Source organism: Ideonella sp. sgz306126, assembly GCF_056032705.1.
In genome coordinates this window covers 596,713-616,249 of the sequence record NZ_JBVYWP010000003.1, presented here as the reverse complement: position 1 = coordinate 616,249, position 19,537 = coordinate 596,713, and the positions used below count along the sequence as shown (strand labels likewise).

Here is a 19,537-nt window from a genome sequence, read left to right as displayed (position 1 = left end):
CCATGAAACTCGCGTTGATCACCGACCTGCACGCCAACCGCGAAGCGGTCCAGGCGGTGCTGGACCACGCCCACGCCCACGGTGCCCAGCGTTATGCGTTCCTGGGCGACTACGTGGGCTACGGCGCCGACCCGGGGTGGGTCATCGACACCGTGCAGCGCTATGTCGCCGACGGCGCGATCGCCGTCGGCGGCAACCACGATTCGGGCGTGGCCGACACCGTCTCGCCCTCCATGCGGCCCGAAGCCCGCGAGGTGCTGGAATGGACCCGTGCGCAGCTGAACGACGAGCAACTGGGCTTTCTGACCAGCCGCCCGCTGTCCCATTCCGAGGGGGATCTGCTGTTCGTCCACGCCAACGCCTTCGCGCCGGCCGAGTGGGAATACATCCAGAGCCGGATCGAGGCCGTGCGCAGCCTGCACGCCACGACCTGCCACTACACCTTCTGCGGCCACATGCACGAACCCAAGCTGTTCCACCTGTCGGGCACCGGCAAGGCCGGCGACTTCGTGCCGACGCCGGGCATCGCCATCCCGATCCCACCGCATCGCCAATGGCTGATCGTGCCCGGCTCAGCGGGCCAGCCGCGTGACGGCAACCCCGCGGCCTGCTACGCGATGTTCCACCTGAGCGACCAGACGCTGACCTTCCACCGCGTGCCCTACGACGTCGACACCGCCGCCGCCAAGATCCGCGCGGCCGGCCTGCCCGAACGCCTCGCCGATCGCCTGGCCCATGGACAGTAGCGGCGTCTTCCCGGCGCCTGCCGGCTCGGCGGCGCCCGACACCGGTCCGCGCGCCCTGCAGGTCGGCCAGGTGGTGGACGGCTTCCGCCTGGAAGAGCGCCTGCACCTGGGCGGCATGGCGGCGCTGTGGCGGGTGCTGCGCGTCCACCCCGACGGCAGCCCGGCCGACGGGCCGGACGCCATGCCGCTGATGATGAAGGTGCCGCGCATCAAGGGCGGCGAGGATCCGGCCACCATCGTCGGCTTCGAGGTCGAGCGGATGATCATGCCGATGCTGTCGGGCCCGCACGTGCCGAAATTCGTCGCCAAGGGCGACTTCACGCGCCAGCCCTACATCGTCATGGAACACCTGGCCGGCCCGACGCTGCGGCCGCGCCTGGACGAAGCGCCGCTGGCGCTCGACGAGGTGGTGGAAATCGGCGCCCGGGTGGCCACCGCGCTGCACGACCTGCACCGCCAGCACGTGGTGCACCTGGACATCAAGCCCAGCAACATCCTGTTCCGGCCCGACGGCACCGCGGTGCTGATCGACTTCGGCCTGTCGCGCCATGACCACCTGCCCGACCTGCTCGACGAGGAGTTCACCCTGCCGATGGGCACCGGGCCTTACATGTCGCCCGAGCAGGTGCAGTTCGTGCGCAACGACCTGCGCAGCGACCTGTTCGCGCTGGGCGTGATGCTCTACCACTTCACCACCGGCGAGCGCCCGTTCGGCGCCCCCAGTTCGGTCAGCGGCCTGCGCAAGCGGCTCTACGTGGACCCGGTGCCGCCGCGCGCCCTGCGGCCCGACTGCCCGCCCTGGCTGCAGGAAGTGATCCTGAAATGCCTGGAGGTCGATGCGGCCCACCGCTACCAGAGCGCCGCCCTGCTGTCGCTGGCGCTGCAGGACCCGAGTCAGGTACCGCTGACCCGCCGCGCCGACAAGCTCACCCGCAGCAGCGCCTTCACCCGCCTCAAGCGCTGGTTCTTCGCGCTCGGCAGCGAACCCGAGAGCCGCAGCGTCAGCGCCGCCGAACTGGTGCAGCGCAGCCCGATCATCATGGCGGCGGTGGACATCGACAGCGCCTCGACGGCACTGCTCGAAGCGCTGCGAGAGACCGTGCGCCGCATCGTGCACACCGAGCCCGGCGCCCGGCTGGCCTGCGTCAGCGTGATGCGCACCGCCCGCATCGGCATGGACGAGCTGGTCGACAGTGCCGGCCGCAGCGTGCATGTCAAGCAGCTCGTCAACCTGAAGCACTGGGCCCGGCCGATCAGCAAATCGCTGAACCTCGCCGAGGGCCGCCTGACCTTCCACGTGCTGGAAGCGCCGGACGCCGCGGCGGCGATCGTCGACTTCGCGCGCCGCAACCAGGTCGACCACATCGTGATGGGCGCGCGCGGCCGCTCGGCGCTGCGCCGCTACCTCGGCAGCGTGTCCTCGCAGGTGGTGGCCGAATCGGACTGCAGCGTCACCGTGGTGCGCGCCTCGGCCCCCGACGACGGCGCCGCCAGCTGACCCCGCCGCCGTGACCCGCCCGAGCGACAACCCCTGCCTGCATTGCGGCGCCTGCTGCGCCTGCTTCCGGGTCGACTTCGCCCGCGACGAACTCGCCAGCGAGGGCGGCCCGGTGCCCGACGGTCTGGCGGTACCGGTGACCGGCTCGCTGTGCCGCATGCGCGGCACCGACCATGCCGCGCCGCGCTGCGCCGCGCTGGTGGGCCGGGTCGGCCGGGATGCGCACTGCGGCATCTACGAATGGCGCCCGTCCCCCTGCCGGGAATTCGCCCCGCTCGCGCCACTGGGCCGGGGCGACGAGGCCTGCGCCCGCGCCCGCCGCCGCCACGGCCTGGCCGCGCTGCCCGACTAGCCGCCGACCCCACCGCCCGACGGCCCGGCGCCCGGCCCGGCGGCGGCCCAAGCCCGCATCAAGGCCGCTAACCGCCCGCTTTTCCCGCTCAAGTTCGGCGGTGCCCTGGGGCACGATCAGGCCTGACCATGGCTGATTCCGCCCAAGACCGCAACCTGCCCGCTTCCGAGCGGAAAAAGCGCCGTGCCCGCGAGGACGGTCAGATCCCACGCTCGCGCGACCTGGCCCACTTCGCCGCGCTGGGTGCCGGCGGGGTGATGCTGATGACCGCGGCCTCGCCGCTGTCGGGCTGGCTGCGCACGATGCTGGCCGGTGCGCTGCAGTTCGACCGCCACGCCGTGCTGCAGCCCGGCGCGATGACCGATGCGCTGGCCCGCCTGATGACCCAGGCCCTGCTGGTGATCGTGCCGATGGGCCTGCTGATGAGCGCCGTGGCGATCGCGGCCGCCACCGTGTCGGGCGGCTGGAACCTGAGCTTCAAGGCCTTGCAGCCGAGCCTCGGTCGCTTCAACCCGATCGCCGGCCTGGGCCGGCTGGTCAACAAGCAGCACCTGATCGACCTGCTGAAGATGTCGGCGCTGGCCGCGCTGATGGGGGCGACCGGCTTCAGCTACGTCAAGGGCCGCTTCGCCAGCCTGACCGGCCTGCTGGCGGTGCCGCTGCCGCAGGCCGTTCAGCAGATCGGATCGCTGATGGCCGGCGGCTTCGGGCTGATGCTGCTGGGCCTGGGCGCCTGGGCGCTGGTCGACGTGCCGCTGCAGCGCTACCTGTGGGCCGACCGGCTGAAGATGAGCCGCGAAGAGGCCAAGGAAGAGCACAAGCAGGCCGAAGGCAACATGGAGGTCAAGAACAAGATCAAGGCCCGCATGCGCCAGATGGCCCGCAAGCGCATGCTGACCGCGGTGCCCGCCGCCGATCTGGTGGTGATGAACCCGACCCACTACGCCGTGGCGCTGAAGTACGACGAGGCCCGCATGGGCGCGCCGCGCGTCGTGGCCAAGGGCACGGACCTGCTCGCGATGAAGATCCGCGACCTGGCCCGCGAAGCCAAGGTGCCGGTACTGCAGGCGCCGCCGCTGGCCCGTGCGCTGTACGCCCACGTCGAGCTGGACCAGGAAGTGCCGGCCGCCCTGTTCGCCGCGGTCGCCCAGGTGCTGGCCTGGGTCTACCAGCTGCGCCGCGCACCGGACCTGCATCTGGCGCCGCCCGATGTGGTGGTCCCTCCTGACCTCGATCCGCACACCCAGCGCCCGCGCGCTGACGCCACATGAACGCGATGCAAGCCCAACTCAAAGCCCTGTTCGGCGAGAACGCCGGGGTGGTCAAGGCGCTGATGGCGCCGATCTTCATCGTCATGATCCTGTCGATGATGGTGCTGCCGCTGCCGCCCTTCGCGCTGGACCTGCTGTTCACCTTCAACATCGCGATGTCGCTGATGGTGATGATGGTGGCGGCCAACATGATCAAGCCGCTGGACTTCGCGGCCTTCCCGACCGTGCTGCTGGTCACCACGCTGCTGCGCCTGTCGCTGAACGTGGCCTCGGCGCGGGTGGTGCTGATGAACGGCCATACCGGCGCCGCCGCCGCCGGCAAGGTGATCGAGTCCTTCGGCCACTTCCTGATCGGCGGCAATTTCGCGGTCGGCCTGATCGTCTTCGCGATCCTGGTGGTGATCAACTTCATCGTCGTCACCAAGGGCGCCGAACGCATCGCCGAGGTCGGCGCGCGCTTCACCCTGGACGCGATGCCCGGCAAGCAGATGGCGATCGACGCCGACCTCAACGCCGGCCTGATCGACGAGGCCACCGCCCGCAAGCGCCGCGCCGAGGTCGGCGAGGAAGCCGACTTCTTCGGTTCGATGGACGGTGCCAGCAAGTTCGTGCGCGGCGACGCGATGGCGGGGATGCTGATCCTGGTCATCAACATCGTCGGCGGCTTCATCATCGGCGTGGCCCAGCACGGGCTGAGCGTGTCCGAGGCGGCCAGCACCTACATCCTGCTCGCGGTCGGCGACGCGCTGGTGGCCCAGATCCCGGGCCTGCTGATCTCGGTCGCCGCGGCGATGGTGGTCTCGCGCGTCGGCTCGGAATTCGACATCGGCAGCCAGATCCGCACCCAGGTGTTCAGCTCGCCCAAGGCGCTGGGCATCACCGCCGGCATCATCGGCGCGCTGGGCCTGATCCCGAACATGCCGCACCTGGTGTTCCTGTTCATGGCCAGCCTGATCGGCTACTACGCCTGGTGGCTGACGCGCCAGGCCCGCCGCGCCGCCCAGGCGCCGGTGGCGACCAAGAACGACCCCACCCCGCAGGCCAATGCCGAAGCCACCTGGGACGATCTGCAGCCGGTGGACACGCTGGGCCTGGAAGTGGGCTACCGCCTGATCACGCTGGTCGACAAGGCCCGCGGCGGCGACCTGCTGGGCCGCATCAAGGGCGTGCGCAAGAAGTTCGCGCAGGAGGTCGGCTTCCTGCCGCCGTCGGTGCACATCCGCGACAACCTGGAGCTCAAGCCCAGCCTCTATCGCGTCACGCTGCGCGGTGCCACGGTCGGCGAAGGCGAGGCCTTCCCGGGCATGTACCTGGCGATCAACCCGGCCGGCGGCGTGCCGCAGCTGCCCGGCACCAAGACGGTGGACCCGGCCTTCGGCCTGCCTGCCGTCTGGATCGAAGAGCGCCAGAAGGAGCAGGCCCAAATGAACGGGTTTACGGTCGTTGATTGCTCGACCGTGCTGGCCACCCACCTCTCACACTTGATGCAAGTGAACGCCGCCAAGCTGCTGGGTCGCGCCGAGACCCAGGCCCTGGTGGAGCACATGACCAAGCTGAACCCCAAACTGATCGACGACGTGGTACCGAAGATGGTTGGCATCTCCACCTTGCAGAAAGTCCTGCAGCTGCTGCTGGAAGAAGGCGTCCACATCCGCGATTTCCGCTCGATCGTCGAATGCCTGGCCGAACACGCCGCGGTGGTCACCGACCCGGCCGAACTGGCCCGCCGCATCCGCGTCCAGCTGGCGCCGGCCATCGTGCAGCAGATCTACGGCCCGGCCAAGGAGCTGGACGTGATCGCGCTCGAGCCCGAACTCGAACGCCTGGTCAACCAGGCGCTCAACTCGGCCCATGGCCCGGTGCTGGACCCGGGCGTGGCCGACACCCTGACCCGCCAGGCCGCCGAGAGCGTGCGCAAGCAGGAAAACCTCGGCCACCCGGCCTGCCTGCTGGTGCCCGACACGCTGCGCGCGCCGCTGGCCCGGCTGCTCAAGCGCGCCGCGCCGCGCCTGAAGGTGCTGGCCCACAGCGAGATTCCCGAAACCCACTCGATCCGGATCGGCCAGGTCATCGGGAGCAATGCATGAACACGAACCTGATCCCTTCGGCCGACGGCCATGAGCCCGGCGCCGTTGCCTCGGCAGTTTTCAAGGAGGCCGTATGAACGTCAAGCGTTTCACCGCGCGCACCTCGCGCGAAGCCTTTGCGCTGGTGCGCCAGGCCTTCGGCGAGGACGCCGTGGTGCTGTCGACCAAGCCCTGCAGCGACGGCGTCGAGGTGCTGGCGATGGCCCCCGACACGGTCGAGCAGTTCGAGCGCGTCTCCAGCCCCTCGGCCGCGGCCCAGCGCACGGCCCAGCGTGATTCGCTGGCCTCGCGCGCCGAACGCCAGACCGCCGAGCGTCCGCTGCCCGGCCGCCGCCTGGCCGAGCGCCTGCAGCACGGCGGCGACGGCGACGTGGACGGCGATGTCGAGCAACTGGCGATGAGCACCTTGTCGTTCCAGGACTATGTGCGCGAGCGCATGCTCAAGCGCCGCCAGGCCGCGCTGTCCGACGCCCAGGACGACAGCGACCTGCCCGCTCCTGCCCCTCAGCCGGCCGCCCGCCCGGCGCCGCCGCGCGCCGCCGTCGCCGCCCGCGCCGCACCGGCCCCCGCGCCGACCCGCGAGGTGCGCCCCGAGCCGGCCGCGCTGCCGGCGCTCGGCGAGGCCGCCGGCGACCGCGCCGAGCAGCTCGACATGGTGCACGAGCTGCGCGCGATGAAAGGCCTGATCGAAGAGCGCTTCGGCGCGCTGGCCTTCATGGAAAAGCTGCAGCGCCATCCGCGCCAGGCGCAACTCGCCCAGAAGCTGCTCGACTGCAGCTTCTCGCCCGGCCTGATCCGCAAGCTGGTCGAGGCGCTGCCAGCCAACGCCAGCGACGAAACCAGCTGGGCCACCGGCGTGCTGGAGCGCAACCTGTTGACCGGCGAGCACGAACCGGCCCTGGAAGAGCAAGGCGGCGTGTTCGCGCTGATCGGCTCGACCGGCGTCGGCAAGACCACCAGCACCGCCAAGCTGGCGGCCGCCTTCGCCACCCGCTACGGCGCCGCCAACCTGGGCCTGATCACGCTGGACGCCTACCGCGTCGGCGCCCACGAACAGCTGCGCACCTACGGCCGCATCCTGGGCGTACCGGTGCACACCGCCCACGACCGCGCCTCGCTCGAAGACCTGCTGGAGCTGCTAGCGGGCAAGAAGATGGTGCTGATCGACACCGCCGGCATGGCCCAGCGCGACAGCCGCACCCGCGAGCTGCTGGACATGCTCTCGCACCCGTCGATCCAGCGCCTGCTGGTGGTCGACGCCTCGTCGCAGGGCGAGACCATCGACGACGTGATCGCCGCCTGGCGCGCCTCGCGCTGCAAGGGCGTGATCCTGTCCAAGATCGACGAGGCGGTGAAGCTGGCGCCGGCGCTCGACGCCGTGATCCGCCACAAGCTCAAGGTCTGGGGCGTGGCCAACGGCCAGCGCGTGCCGGAAGACTGGCACCGCCTGTCCTCCAACGCCTTGCTGCAACGTGCGCTCAAGGGCGGCGGCACCGCCACCTACCGCATGGAAGCCACCGACGTGCAACTGGTGTTCGCCTCCGCGCAACGCCCGGCGCTGGCCGCCCGCGCCCTGCAGGCCTGACGCCCCCGAGACGGTGAACCGCATGGCCGCTCTCAACGCCTACCCCCAGCGCAGTCCGGCTGACCAGGCCGATGGCCTGCGCCGGCTCTTCGCCGGCTCGCGCCAGCGCATCGTGCCGCTGGTGGCCAACCCGCACGTCGAGCGCACCAGCGTGCTGCTCGAACGCCTGAGCTCGGCGCTCGCCGAGCTGGGCGCGACCACGCTGGTGGTCGACGCCGCCGACACCTCACCCGAGGCCAGCGAGATGGCCGAGATCGATCTGCCGGCCTGCATCGAACCGCTGGGCAGCCAGGTGCACTACCTGGCGGCGCGCGGCCTGCCGCTGCGCCATGTCAACGCCCGCGGCTCGTCCGAGGCCTGGCTGGCCGCGGTGGAAAGCGCCGCACCACGCGCCGACGCGATCGTGCTCCACGCCAATGCCCGCGACCTGGTGCGCCTGCTGGGCCGCCGCCCGGTGCGACCGGTGCTGATGGCCTCGCTCGACGGCGCCGGCCTGACCGACGCCTACACCTCGATGAAGCTGCTGGCCCAGCGCGCCGGCCTGCTGACCTTCGACCTGCTGGCCGACGTGCAGGACGGCCCCCGCCGCGCGCTGCGCGTGGCCGAGCGGCTGGCGCAGACCGGCGACAGCTTCCTGGGCAGCGTGCTGCGCACCTTCGCCGGCGTCGATTGCGGCCGCCCGCTGGACGCCCCGCTGGAGGCCGCGCTGATCCGCCTGGCGACCGAACAACTGCTCAACGACGACGCCGGCCTGCCGGTGCTGATGCCGGCCGACGCGCCCGTCCGCACGATGCCCGCGCCGCTTCTCTACTGACCTGCCCGGAGACCGTCCATGTACACCGCCAACGGCCGTCTCGACACCCAGGCGCTGCTCAAGCAGCACAGCCCCCTGGTTCGCCGCCTGGCCCATCAGATGATCGCCAAGCTGCCGGCGAACGTGGAGATCGACGACCTGATCCAGGTCGGCATGATCGGCCTGCACGACGCGCTCGGCCGCTTCGACGCCGCGCAGGGCGTGCAGTTCGAGACCTTCGCCACCCAGCGCATCCGCGGCGCGATGCTCGACGAGTTGCGCGGCACCGACTGGATGAGCCGCGGCAACCGGCGCCAGCAGCGCGAGATCGAAGCCGCCGTGCACCGCCTGGAGCAGCGCCTGGGCCGCGCACCGCAGGAAAGCGAGATCGCCGCCGAGATGGGCCTGGGCCTGTCGGCCTACCAGGACCTGCTGACCAAGGTGCGCGGCACCCAGCTGGTGTACCTGGAAGATATGTCGGGCGACGAGGGCAGCGACGACTACCTCGACCGCCACGTCGTCAGCGACGAGGCCAACCCGCTGGCCATGCTGCAGGACCACCGCATGCGCGAGGCGCTGGTCGAGGCGATCAAGCACCTGCCCGAGCGCGAGCAGTACGTGATGAGCATGTACTACGAGCACGACATGAACCTGAAGGAAATCGCCGCGGTGCTGAAGGTGACCGAATCGCGGGTCTGCCAGCTGCACAGCCAGTCGATCGCCCGCCTGCGCGCCAAGCTGCGCGCCTGGTGAGACGGCCGCGCGCCGCCAGCGCCGACGCGCGCGGGTTTCAGGGCAACGGCCGGGCGCTCAGACGAACTCGCGTTCGCGCAGCCATTTGGTCGCGACCCACTTCTCGCCGGCCTGCACCGGCGCGCCGGCGTGCAGCGTCAGCGTCGCCGGATGCGGCCGGTCGTAGCTGAAGAACACCGCGTTGCCCTTGATCGGGGCCACCGACAGGCCGCAGTCCGGGAAGTTCGTGGCGCCGCCGCGCTCGGGCGTGTTCAGGTACATCACGACCGTGCCCACGCGCTGGCCGCCGCGGGCCAGCACGCTGGGCGTGCCGGGCTGCTCGGGATCGAAATAATCGTGGTGCGGCAGGTACTCGGCACCAGGGCGATAGCGCAGCACCTGCAGGCCCTCGCCGTTCTGCAGCGGCCAGTTCACCAGCGCCGCGATGCGGCGTTCGATGCGGTCGCACAGCTCGAACTCGGCGCGCTCGAAGAACATGCCGTCGCTGGTCCGTGCCTCGTTCACCTCGCTGCCGCCGGAGTCGGTGGCGACCGTCTCCGAGCGCGCCAGGCGCGGCGCCGCCAGCGCCCGCAGCGCGTCGCACTCCTCGTGCGACAGCAGCCCGCCGAACACCACCACACGGGGCCGCTGCAGGCTCATCAGCACCGCCACCTCGCGGTCGCCGGCGTCCAGCACCTGCCGCCCGTCCACCAGCGCCGGTTCGGGCACGGCCACGTCGATCGGCACCGGATGATCGGGGCCGCCGCGCCGATGCAGGGACTCGCCGGTCTGCGCCGCGGCGACCTGCTGGAGATGCTGCTCCAGCGTGTCTTCGAGCGCCTTCACCGCCACGTCTTCCTGCCATCCGCTGGCCTGCATCGCCTTCAGCACGTCCTCGGGCCGGCAGCCGGCGGTCGCCTGGGCGACGATCCAGGCGGTCAATTCCGCCGTCACCGCCGGGGCAGCGGCACGGCCACGCAACACGCTCTTGCTCATGGGGCGATTGTGTCAGCGGCGCGGCGCCGGAACACCCAGCGGTCGGGCCCGGAGGCGCCGGGATCGAAGGCATAGCCTTCGGCCGCGAAACCCTGCAGCGCCGACGGCTCGGCGATGCGCTGCTCGATGGCGTAACGCGCCATCAGGCCGCGGGCGCGCTTGGCGTGGAAGCTGATGACCTTCCACGCACCGCCATGCCAGTCCTCGAACTGGCAGTCGAGCACCCGCGCGCGCAGCGCCGCGCGCGGCACCGCCCGGGCGTATTCCTGCGACGCCAGGTTGACCACCACCTTCGCCGCGTGGCCGGCGAGCTGGCGGTTCAGATGGGCGGCCAGCGAGGTGCCCCAGAAACCGTACAAATCCTGCGCCCCCGGGGTGGCCAGCCGGGTGCCCATCTCCAGGCGGTAGGGCTGCAGCCGGTCGAGCGGACGCAGCACACCGTAGAGACCCGAGAGGATGGCCAGGTGCTGCTGCGCCCAGGCCAGGTCGGCCGGCGCCAGCGTGCGGGCCTGCAGGCCTTCGTAGACGTCGCCGTTGAAGGCCAGCACGGCCGGCCGGCTGTTGTGCTGCGTGAAGCGGGGCGACCACGCCGCATAGCGCCCGACGTTGAGCCGGGCCAGCGCATCGGACAGATCCATCAGCGTCGCGACCTCGGCCGGCGTGCGGGTCTTCAGCACATCGATCAGTTCGCCCGCGCGGGCGACGAAATGCGGCCGCGTGGCCAGCGCCGCGACCTCGGCGGGCACCGGGCTGTCGTAGTCCAGCGTCTTGGCCGGCGAGAGCAGGAACAGCATGGCGTCAGTCGTTCGGGTCGTCGTGGTCGTCGGCACGGTCGGACGCGGGGCGGCGCTCGCGGAGCTCGGCCTCCTTCGCGGCCAGTCCGGGCACGCTGCCCATCGCCGCGGCCCACGAACGGTGCGGGATGTGGTTGCGCAGGCGGAACAGCGCGCGATTCAGCAACGCGCCGTTGATCTCATGGCCGGCGCCCTCGGCGATGTCGATGGTCGCGTCGCCATGCAGATCGGCCAGTCGCTGCACCGCGGCGCGGGCATGCTGGACGTCGATCACCGGATCGGCGCCGCCATGGAAGAAGTGCAGCGTGGTGTGCTGCGGCGCCGCCTCGGGCAGCGCGGCATAGCGGCCGGCGAAGGCCAGCACCCGGCCGGCGATGCCGTCCTGCGCCTGGGCCAGCGCCAGCGCGCAGATCGAGCCTTGCGAAAAGCCCACGAGCGCGGTGGCCTGCGGGCCCAGGCCGCAGGCCTGCTGGGCCGCGGCGACGGCGTCGGCCAACCGGGGCAGCACGGCCGCCACGCGGGCCGCACGGTTGTCCTCGGTGACGCCCTGGACCGAGAACCACTGCCGGCCGGCCCCGCCGCCGGGCACCGCGTCGAAGGCGTCGAAGCCATCGAAGGCCAGCACCGCGGCCTGCGGAAATTCACGCCGCAGCGCCTGGGCCAGCGGCGTCATGTCGGCGGCGTTGGCGCCCACGCCGTGCAGCAGCACGAAGAGTTGTTCGGGAGCCCCCTGCTCGGGAGCCCACTGGAGGGTCTTGACGGGAAGATGCATCGGTGAATTGTCGCCGGGACTGGAGCATTCAACGACCGCGGGGGGCTTTGCCGCGCCCGGCGGACGCTGCCTGGCCACCGTCGGACCGGGGGGCGGGCCGCCCCGGTGCTCAGGCCGGCGCCAAGCCCAGGACCTTCGCCAGCAGGTCGTCGGGCGGCAGCGCCTTCGAGAACAACCAGCCCTGGTAGGCTTCGCAACCGTTGACGCGCAGGAACGCCAGCTGGTCCTCGGTCTCGACCCCCTCGGCCATCGCCCGCAGCCCCAGTTCGCGCACCATGGCCAGAATGGCGCGGACAATGACCGCGTCGTTACCGCCGTCGGGCAGGTGCTGGATGAAGCTGCGGTCGATCTTGAGCTTGCTGACCGGCAGATCCTTCAAGTAGTTGAGCGAGGAATAGCCGGTGCCGAAGTCGTCCAGCGCAATCGTCACGCCCAGCGCGGCGATGCGATCGAGCTGCAGCTTGGCCTCGGCGGCGTTCTGCATCGCCGAGGTCTCGGTGATCTCGATCTCCAGCTGGCACGGCGACACCCGGTGCTGAGCCAGGACCTCGGCGATGCGATCGGCGACATGCGTCTGGCGAAGCTGCTGGGCCGACAGATTGATCGCCACCTTGAGCGTCACCCCCCGGGCCTGCCAGGCGGCGATCTGCCGGCAGGCGGTCTGCAGCACCCAGTCGGAGATCGGCAGGATCAGGCCGGACGATTCGGCCACCGGAATGAAGCGCGCGGGCGACACCTCGCCCAGTTCCTCGTCATGCCAGCGCAGCAAGGCCTCGACCCCCAGCACGGTGTGGGTCCGCAGGTCGAGCTGGGGCTGGTACACCAACGTCAGGAAGTCGCCCTCGATCGCCCGCCGCAGCCGGGCGGCGATGCGCAGGTCCTCGTGGGCGTGGTCGCTCATCTCCTGGGTGAAGCAGGCGTAGCCGCCGCGTCCGGCGCGCTTGGCGCGGTACATCGCCGAATCGGACCGGGCCAGCAGCTGGTCGAGATCGAGGCTGTCCTCGGGGTGGAAGGCGATGCCCATGCTGGCGCCGCACACCACTTCGCAGGCCTCGAGCTGGAAGACCGGCGAGAGCACCGTCAGCAGCCGGTTGGCGACCACCAGGGCTTCATGGGTCGAATCGAGATCGGCCAGCAGCATCGCGAACTCGTCGCCCCCCAGGCGGGCCAGCGTGTCGGTCTCGCGCAGCGCCGACTTCATGCGGGCCGCCGCCGCGATCAGCAACTGGTCGCCGACCTGGTGGCCGTACGCGTCGTTGACCTGCTTGAAATCGTCGAGATCGAGCATGATCACCGCCACGTGCTTGCCGTGCCGTTGAGCGCGCTCGAACGCGTGGTCCAGATGCTGGCGAAACAGCCACCGGTTGGGCAGATGGGTCAGCGCGTCGTGGCTCGCCTGGTGGCGCAGTTCCTCCTCGTAGCGCTTGCGCTCCGAGATGTCGCGCACGAAGGCCACCGCCATGGCGTGGCCTGTTTCGTCCTGCCAGTAGCCGATGCCGATGTCCACCGGCACCAGGCTGCCGTCGGGCTTGTACAGCTTCAGGTCGCTGAGCCGGCCCATCGGCCGCACGACGGGATGGTCGAAGAAGGCGCGAAAACTCGCGACGTGCCGCTCCCGCAACGCCGGCGGCAGCAGGATCTCCACCCCCTGGCCGATCAGCGCGGCCGGCGCCAGCCCGAACAGGCTTTGCATCGAGATGCTGGCCTGGACGATCCTGCCGGACTCGTCGACCACCAGAATGCCTTCGGGCGCCGAATTGATGATGGCCTCGTGGCGCTGTTGCTGGACCTGCAGCAAGTCCAGGGGACGGCGCATGGCCTCGTGGAACGTCGCGTGAAACAGGAACAGGTAGGACACCAGCTGATAGACATGGCCTGCCAGTGCCCCGCCAACGGCCGTGTTCAGCGTGAAGAACAGCTCCGACACCGCGGCGAAGCCAATGCCGAACGACAAGGCCATCAGGCACTCGCCGACCAGCGCCTGCCGTCGCGCGTACAGCACGCCGAGCGCGGTCAGGTCCAGCATGAGCAGCCCCCATTCGAGGAGGATCCTGCGCAGCGGCAGCCCCCCGAGGCTCGCGACCAGCGCGGGCGGGTGGGCCGAGCAGCGCAGGCCGCCCCAGGCCAGGGCCAGCACGACGAGCAGGGTCAGCGCCAGGCCCGCCCGGCTGGCCGCGCGGCCGATCTGGAACGCGACCGGCAAGGCCACGTAAAGCACCACGGCCAGCGCCTCGATGTAGCGCGCTGCCAGCCAGAAGAAGGTGGTCTTGTGCGGCGTGTTGGGGTTGACCAGGTCCGGCATGCCGGCCGAGCTGAGCAGGTGCAGCGCATCGAGCAGACCCACCGCCAGGAATCCCAGGCCCAGCAGCACGATCGCACCCGCACGCCGCGAGACGACGGCGCGATAGCCGGTGACGAACACCAGCATCGCGACCACCACCGCCACCAGCTCCATCGCCGAGTGGAGCGCCGGAAAGTACGGCGGCAGCGCGCCCGGCTGACCGATGCTGCGCGAGACGATCCAGAGCAGCGGCAGGGCCATCACCATCAGCGCGATGCCGGCGAAGAACTGGAACGGATGATGGTGGCTCTTCATGCCCGAGACCCCAGCCGGCCGTGCGCGCCCAGCCCGTGCAGGCACGCTGGCCCGGCGGACTGCGTCCGCGATTCGCGCGCCGCACGTGTCGCCGCGGCGAGGTTCCAGGCCTTCATGACTTGGACTCCTCGAACCACACCAGCGCCCGGACCGTCAGCAGCAGTTTGTGCACGTCGACCGGCTTGGTCAGGTAGTCGTCGAAGCCGGCGTCCAGGCCGCGTTGGACGTCCGCGGGAATCGCATTGGCCGAAATGGCGACGACCGGGACCTGCGCGAGCGCGTGGTCGAGCCGGAGCTGGCCCAGCAGTTCGATGCCGCTCATGTCCGGCAGGCCCACGTCCAGCAGGATCAGGTCCGGACGCTCCTCACGCGCCCGTTGCAGGCCTTCGGCCGCGCTGGTGGCCGTCGTCACCAGCAGCTGGGGCAGCAATCGAAGCATGGACCTCACCAGCTTCAGGTTCGCCAGGTTGTCCTCGACGTAGAGCACCCTTTTGTGAGACGTCCTGGCGGCGTCGTCGAGCGGACCGAGCCCCGCGAACGAGATCGCGGCTTCGCGGCTGGCGCCGCTCGGCAGGGCGCGTTCCAGGTCCATCCAGAACACGCTGCCGACGCCGTCCCGGCTGCGAACGCCGACGCTCCCGTTCATCAGGCCCACCAGCTTCTGCGTGATCGACAGGCCGATGCCGACGCCTTCCTCGCTTTCGCGCCGTTCGGCCAGGCGCGCGAACGGCTTGAACAGGTGCGGGATCGCCTCGTCGGGGATGCCGTGGCCGGTGTCCTCGACCTCGATCCGGATGCGCCCCGGCGCCGACGGAGCGGCGCGAAGCCGCACCGTTCCCGGCGACCGGTTGTACTTGACCGCGTTGCTGAGCAGGTTGATCAGGCACTGCTTGAGCCGCAAGCGGTCTGCCAGCACCACGCACCCGGCATCGACCTCGCAGACCAGCGAGACGCGCCGATCGTCGGCAATCGGCGCCATCAGTTTCATCGCCACCTGGGCGACCTCGCGCAGCGGCACCGGCTGCAGGGCGATGCGCAACATGCCCAGATCGATGCGCGCGATGTCCAGCACCTCGTCCACCAGCTCCAGCAGGTGCTGGCCGGCCTTCAGGATCTCGCGCACGCCGTCCTCCTGCGCCTCGTTCAGATGCAGGCTGACCAGCAGGATCTGCGAAAACCCGAGCACGGCGTTCAGCGGCGTGCGCAGTTCGTGGCTCATGCGGGACATGAACTCGGCCTTGGCGCGATTCGCGCGCCGCGCGTCGTCCAGTGCCATCCTGAGCGCCCTCTGGCGCTCGATCTCGTGGCTGCGGTCGCTGAAGATGTTGACCACGAAGCGCACCGCGCCCGCCTCGTCGAGCACCGGCGCCAGCGTGTTGTGCAGCGGAATGCTGCGGCCGTCCGGGCGCGCGTGGTCGATGTCGATCTGCGCGGTCTTCCCCTGCTTCACGCGCTCCATCGCTTCGGCAAACTCGACCTGCGCGGCTTCCGGTACGAGCTCGGTCACCCGCACGCCCAGCAGTTCGTCGTCGGCACAGCCCAGCATCTCCCGGGCGGCCGGGTTCAGGTATTCGAGCCGCCGCGTCGCCAGGCTGCACAGCGCAACGCCTTCGCTGGTGGATTCCACCGCCTGGCGAAACAGCGCCAACTGCGCCTGAGCCTCCTTGCGCTCGGTGATGTCCTGGACCACGCCCAGCATGCGCAGCGGCTGGCCGTCGGCCGCGCGGGTGACGCCGCCCCGTTCGAGCAGCCAGCGCACGGTGCCGTCGGGCCACACGCAGCGGTGCTCGACCTGGTAGGGCGCGCCGTCCCGGATGCTGCGGTCCACGGCCTGCGTCAAGGCGGACCGGTCGTCCGGATGCACTGCGGCGAGGAAACGCTCGTACGAGGTCTCGCAGGCGCCCAGCGGGTAGCCGAACAAGGGGCCGATGCGCTCGGACCAGTAAAGCTCATGGGTGCGGAGGTCGAGATCCCAGGTGCCGATGTCCGCGTACGTCTGGCTTCGGGCGTAGCGCTGCTCGGCGAGCTCGGCGCGCCGCCGAGCCCGCTGGGCCGGCGTGATGTCGGTGCCGATCGAAACGTAGCGGCGCGGCCGGCCCGCGTCGTCGAGCTCGGGCGTGATGCTGGCCTGCACCCAGTACCGCTCGCCGGACTTGTGTCGGTTGCACAGCTCACCGCGCCAGGTCTTGCCGGCGCCAATGCAGCGCCACAGGTCCTCGTAGAAGCCGGCCTCGTGCTCGCCGGACTTCAGCAGGCGGTGGTCGGACCCGATCAGCTCCCGCATTTCGTAGCCGCTGAGGTCGCAGAACTTCCGATTGACATGGAGGATGCGGCCGTCGCCGTCGGTCACGCTGACCACGGCATGCTCATCCAGGGCGGCCAGCAGCGCGGCCGAAAAAGAATTGGAAGACACGGGAAACGGGGTGGGGTATGACAGATTGGGAAGTCTGCCCGAAAGACCGGGCCCTGCGAGGAACGCCGCGCGCGGCTTATGACGCTTTGTAGACGCAAACCGCTTCGTTGAGGCGGCCGGCCTGTACGTTCAGCGACGCGGCGGCGGCGGCGCTCTGCTCGACCAGGGCCGCGTTCTGCTGCGTGGTGGTGTCGAGGGCGGTCACCGCCAGGTGCACCTGTTCGACGCCGGTGGCCTGTTCCGACGAGACCGTCGCGATGCCGGAGACCAGCCCGGTGACCCGTTCGACCTGCTCGACCACCTGCGCCATCGTGCGGCCCGCCTCTTCGACGCTGTCGCCGCCCGAGGCGATCTTGGCCACCGAATCGCCGATCAGCACCTTGATCTCCCGCGCCGCCGCCGCCGAACGCTGCGCCAGCGCCCTCACCTCCGCGGCCACCACCGCGAAGCCGCGGCCCTGCTCGCCGGCACGTGCGGCCTCGACGGCGGCGTTCAGCGCCAGGATGTTGGTCTGGAAGGCAATGCCGTCGATCACGCCGGTGATGTCGGCGATCCGCTGGCTGGAGGTGCTGATCTCGCTCATCTGGCGCACCACATCGCTCATGACATCACCGCCGCGGCGCGCCACGTCCGAGGCCTGCGCGGCAATCTGGTTGGCCTGCAGCGCCGATGCGGAGTTCTGCCGGATGGTGTGCGTCAGTTGCTCCATCGACGAGGCCGTCTGCTGCAGGTTGGCTGCCGTCTGTTCGGTGCGAGAGCTGAGATCCTGACTGCCAGCCGCGATCTCCCTGCTGGCCGTGTCGACGCCGCCGACCTGGGCGCACACGTCGTCGACCAGCGCCTGGAGATTCAGTCCGGCCTGATTGACCGAGCGCATCAACATTCCGATCTCGTCGACCCGGTTCATGATCACCGGCTCGATCGGCTGGCCGCTCGCCACCGCATTCGCCTGGGCCAGCGCCCGCCGGATCGGTGCCACGACCTGCAGGTGGGCGCAGAAGGAGCACAGCACCACGCCCAGCAGAGCACCGGCCACGAGCCCCGCAAGTTGCGCCAGCGACAAGGCCATGAAGAAGGCGGGCAGCAGGGTGCTGGCTGCCACCAGCGTCGACCCGATCAGCAGGCGCATCGCCATGGGCATCACCTGGAACGCCGAGCGCAGCTTGCGGATCCCCGTGTACACCACCAGGCCCCGGTCGAACGCCTGATGGCGCGCCCGGCCGTCGCGGAACCGGGCGTACAGCGCCTCCGCCGCCTGAACCTCGTCGGGCTTGGCCTGGGTGCGGACCGACATGTAGCCGGTGATCTGGCCGCCGCGGCGCATCGGTGTCGCATTCGCTCGCACCCAGTAATGGTCGCCATCCTTGCGCCGGTTCTTGACCAGGGCCGTCCAGGACTGGCCGGCCTTGAGCGTGCGCCACATGTCCGCGAAGGCCTGCGCCGGCATGTCGGGGTGCCGCACCAGGTTGTGCGGCTGCCCCATCAGGTCCTCCCGCGAATAGCCGCTGACCTGGATGAAGGCGCTGTTCGCGTACTGAATGCGGCTTTGCGCATCGGTGGTGGACATCAGCGTCACACCGGCCGGAACCTTGAACTCGCGTTGGCTGACGGGAAGATTGCTGCGCATGACTTGAATCCTTGCTTCTGGTGGCGAGGCCGTGGCCGCCCCGAGTTTTCTTACAGGAAACTTGATCGATGTCTGACAAAGATGGCAAGAATGATCGATGTCAAGCCCAAAGTCAAATGAGGGAACAACGGCCCGTTTCCCCGCCATTCCCGGCAAGCGCGCCATGACATCCCGGCGGCGTACGCGGCGGCCAGATGGCAGCCGATCCCCCTGCGCCCGCCGCGATCACCGTCCTTCCCTACAATCCCGCCGGTGCACCTCCTGAACGCCGATCTGCACTGCCATTCCACCTGCTCGGATGGCAGTCTTCCCCCCGAAGAACTCGCGCGTCGCGCGCTGGCCGGCGGGGTGCAGCTGTGGTCGCTGACCGATCACGACGAGCTGGCGGGCCAGGCGCCGGCGAAGGCCGCCGCCGAGGCGCTGGGGCTGGCCTACGTGACCGGGGTCGAGGTCTCGGTCAGCTTCATCGGCGAGACGGTGCACATCCTCGGCTTCGATGTGGACCCGACCCATGCCGGCCTGCTGCAAGGTCTGTCCGAGCTGCGCGCCGGCCGGGATCAGCGTGCCCGCGACATGGGCGAGAGCCTGGCGCGGGCCGGCATTGCAGGCGCCTTCGATGGCGCCTGCGCCTATGCGACGAATCCCGAACTGGTGTCGCGCACGCACTTCGCGCGCTTCCTGGTCGAGCACGGCCACTGCGCCAGCGTGCAGGAGGTGTTCCAGCGCTACCTGAAGGAAGGCAAGCCGGGCTTCGTGCCGCACCGCTGGGCCGGCCTGGGCCAGGCGCTGGGCTGGATCCGTGACGCCGGCGGGGTGGCGGTGATCGCCCACCCGGCGCGCTACCGCTTCACGCCGACCGAGGAATACGCGCTGTTCAGCGAGTTCAAGGCCCACGGCGGCGTCGGCGTCGAAGTGACCTGCGGCGCGCACTTCCCGGACGAAGCCATGGCCTACGCCGGCATGGCGCGCGAGTTCGGCCTGCTGGCCTCGCGCGGCAGCGATTTCCACGCGCCGGGCGAGAGCCGCGTCGCGCTGGGCACCCTGCCCGACCTGCCCGGCGGCTGCACGCCGATCTGGACGCTGTGGCAGGACCGCTGGCCCGCGCTGGATCGCACGGCGGTGCTCGCCGCGGCCGCTGTCTAGCGTCCGCGGCCGGGTTCGGCGACGCACCCTGAACCGTCTGAACCGGCGGCGCTCGACAAGGCACCGGCCCGCGGTCGAGGGCGGTGGGTTGCCACGTGCGGCCAGAGCGTACCGCTGCTGCTGCGCCAGCGC

15 protein-coding genes are annotated in these 19,537 nt (G+C 70.4%); 9 read left to right on the top strand and 6 right to left on the bottom strand.

Features of this window, described 5'->3' with window-relative positions:
* Positions 1-2: 2 nt before the first annotated feature.
* The 8 genes from AC0N04_RS11230 to AC0N04_RS11195 all read left to right on the top strand — a co-directional run bounded on the left by AC0N04_RS11230 (position 3) and on the right by AC0N04_RS11195 (position 9,085).
* The gene (locus AC0N04_RS11230; protein ID WP_474281560.1) at positions 3-746 is read left to right on the top strand and encodes a metallophosphoesterase family protein; all 744 of its coding nucleotides are present in this window, start codon (positions 3-5) and stop codon (positions 744-746) included.
* Complete coding sequence (locus AC0N04_RS11225; protein ID WP_474281558.1) at positions 736-2,244, top strand: serine/threonine protein kinase; 1,509 nt, start codon at positions 736-738, stop codon at positions 2,242-2,244. The genes AC0N04_RS11230 and AC0N04_RS11225 overlap by 11 nt, the downstream gene beginning before the upstream one ends.
* A gap of 10 nt (positions 2,245-2,254) precedes the next feature.
* Entirely contained in the window at positions 2,255-2,596 is a 342-nt protein-coding gene (locus tag AC0N04_RS11220) for a YkgJ family cysteine cluster protein (protein ID WP_474281556.1), read from the top strand.
* A gap of 128 nt (positions 2,597-2,724) precedes the next feature.
* Positions 2,725-3,867 carry an EscU/YscU/HrcU family type III secretion system export apparatus switch protein gene (locus AC0N04_RS11215; protein ID WP_474281554.1) on the top strand — a complete coding sequence of 381 codons (1,143 nt, stop codon included), beginning with the start codon at positions 2,725-2,727 and terminating at the stop codon, positions 3,865-3,867.
* The gene (flhA, locus tag AC0N04_RS11210; protein WP_474281552.1) at positions 3,864-5,954 is read left to right on the top strand and encodes a flagellar biosynthesis protein FlhA; all 2,091 of its coding nucleotides are present in this window, start codon (positions 3,864-3,866) and stop codon (positions 5,952-5,954) included. Before AC0N04_RS11215 ends, flhA begins: the two co-directional genes overlap by 4 nt.
* Before the next feature lie 73 nt (positions 5,955-6,027).
* Positions 6,028-7,539: a flagellar biosynthesis protein FlhF gene (gene flhF, locus AC0N04_RS11205; protein WP_474281550.1), complete on the top strand. Its 1,512-nt coding sequence runs from the start codon at positions 6,028-6,030 to the stop codon at positions 7,537-7,539.
* Positions 7,540-7,561: 22 nt separating this feature from the next.
* Positions 7,562-8,353, top strand: a complete 792-nt coding sequence (locus tag AC0N04_RS11200) for a MinD/ParA family ATP-binding protein (protein WP_474281548.1) — start codon at positions 7,562-7,564, stop codon at positions 8,351-8,353.
* Between the two features lie 18 nt (positions 8,354-8,371).
* Positions 8,372-9,085, top strand: a complete 714-nt coding sequence (locus AC0N04_RS11195) for an RNA polymerase sigma factor FliA (protein WP_474281546.1) — start codon at positions 8,372-8,374, stop codon at positions 9,083-9,085.
* A 57-nt stretch (positions 9,086-9,142) separates the two neighbouring features.
* Here AC0N04_RS11195 and AC0N04_RS11190 read toward each other — a convergent pair whose 3' ends face one another.
* From AC0N04_RS11190 to AC0N04_RS11165, 6 genes are all read right to left on the bottom strand, one after another.
* Positions 9,143-10,060, bottom strand: coding sequence for a 2OG-Fe(II) oxygenase (locus AC0N04_RS11190; protein ID WP_474281544.1), 918 nt, complete (start codon positions 10,058-10,060; stop codon positions 9,143-9,145).
* Positions 10,057-10,854, bottom strand: a complete 798-nt coding sequence (gene yaaA / locus AC0N04_RS11185) for a peroxide stress protein YaaA (RefSeq protein WP_474281542.1) — start codon at positions 10,852-10,854, stop codon at positions 10,057-10,059. Before yaaA ends, AC0N04_RS11190 begins: the two co-directional genes overlap by 4 nt.
* A gap of 4 nt (positions 10,855-10,858) precedes the next feature.
* Positions 10,859-11,626, bottom strand: coding sequence for an esterase (ypfH, locus tag AC0N04_RS11180; protein ID WP_474281540.1), 768 nt, complete (start codon positions 11,624-11,626; stop codon positions 10,859-10,861).
* Positions 11,627-11,735: 109 nt separating this feature from the next.
* The gene (locus AC0N04_RS11175) at positions 11,736-14,222 is read right to left on the bottom strand and encodes a putative bifunctional diguanylate cyclase/phosphodiesterase (RefSeq protein WP_474281538.1); all 2,487 of its coding nucleotides are present in this window, start codon (positions 14,220-14,222) and stop codon (positions 11,736-11,738) included.
* A gap of 112 nt (positions 14,223-14,334) precedes the next feature.
* Positions 14,335-16,635 carry a hybrid sensor histidine kinase/response regulator gene (locus tag AC0N04_RS11170; protein ID WP_474281536.1) on the bottom strand — a complete coding sequence of 767 codons (2,301 nt, stop codon included), beginning with the start codon at positions 16,633-16,635 and terminating at the stop codon, positions 14,335-14,337.
* A 76-nt stretch (positions 16,636-16,711) separates the two neighbouring features.
* Positions 16,712-18,262: a methyl-accepting chemotaxis protein gene (locus AC0N04_RS11165; RefSeq protein ID WP_474282055.1), complete on the bottom strand. Its 1,551-nt coding sequence runs from the start codon at positions 18,260-18,262 to the stop codon at positions 16,712-16,714.
* 252 nt (positions 18,263-18,514) lie between these two features.
* On the opposite strand from AC0N04_RS11165, the gene AC0N04_RS11160 reads away from it, so the two are divergent.
* On the top strand, positions 18,515-19,405 hold the full coding sequence (locus AC0N04_RS11160) for a 3',5'-nucleoside bisphosphate phosphatase (RefSeq protein ID WP_474281534.1): 891 nt from the start codon (positions 18,515-18,517) through the stop codon (positions 19,403-19,405).
* Positions 19,406-19,537: the final 132 nt, after the last annotated feature.

What these genes read in the sequence shown, in the direction of transcription:
- AC0N04_RS11230 (WP_474281560.1), top strand. Translation starts at nt 3, where the DNA reads ATGAAACTCGCGTTGATCACCGACCTGCACGCCAACCGCGAAGCGGTC.
- AC0N04_RS11225 (WP_474281558.1), top strand. Translation starts at nt 736, where the DNA reads ATGGACAGTAGCGGCGTCTTCCCGGCGCCTGCCGGCTCGGCGGCGCCC.
- AC0N04_RS11215 (WP_474281554.1), top strand. Translation starts at nt 2,725, where the DNA reads ATGGCTGATTCCGCCCAAGACCGCAACCTGCCCGCTTCCGAGCGGAAA.
- flhA (WP_474281552.1), top strand. Translation starts at nt 3,864, where the DNA reads ATGAACGCGATGCAAGCCCAACTCAAAGCCCTGTTCGGCGAGAACGCC.
- flhF (WP_474281550.1), top strand. Translation starts at nt 6,028, where the DNA reads ATGAACGTCAAGCGTTTCACCGCGCGCACCTCGCGCGAAGCCTTTGCG.
- AC0N04_RS11200 (WP_474281548.1), top strand. Translation starts at nt 7,562, where the DNA reads ATGGCCGCTCTCAACGCCTACCCCCAGCGCAGTCCGGCTGACCAGGCC.
- AC0N04_RS11195 (WP_474281546.1), top strand. Translation starts at nt 8,372, where the DNA reads ATGTACACCGCCAACGGCCGTCTCGACACCCAGGCGCTGCTCAAGCAG.
- AC0N04_RS11190 (WP_474281544.1), bottom strand. Translation starts at nt 10,060, where the DNA reads ATGAGCAAGAGCGTGTTGCGTGGCCGTGCCGCTGCCCCGGCGGTGACG.
- yaaA (WP_474281542.1), bottom strand. Translation starts at nt 10,854, where the DNA reads ATGCTGTTCCTGCTCTCGCCGGCCAAGACGCTGGACTACGACAGCCCG.
- ypfH (WP_474281540.1), bottom strand. Translation starts at nt 11,626, where the DNA reads ATGCATCTTCCCGTCAAGACCCTCCAGTGGGCTCCCGAGCAGGGGGCT.
- AC0N04_RS11175 (WP_474281538.1), bottom strand. Translation starts at nt 14,222, where the DNA reads ATGAAGAGCCACCATCATCCGTTCCAGTTCTTCGCCGGCATCGCGCTG.
- AC0N04_RS11165 (WP_474282055.1), bottom strand. Translation starts at nt 18,262, where the DNA reads ATGCGCAGCAATCTTCCCGTCAGCCAACGCGAGTTCAAGGTTCCGGCC.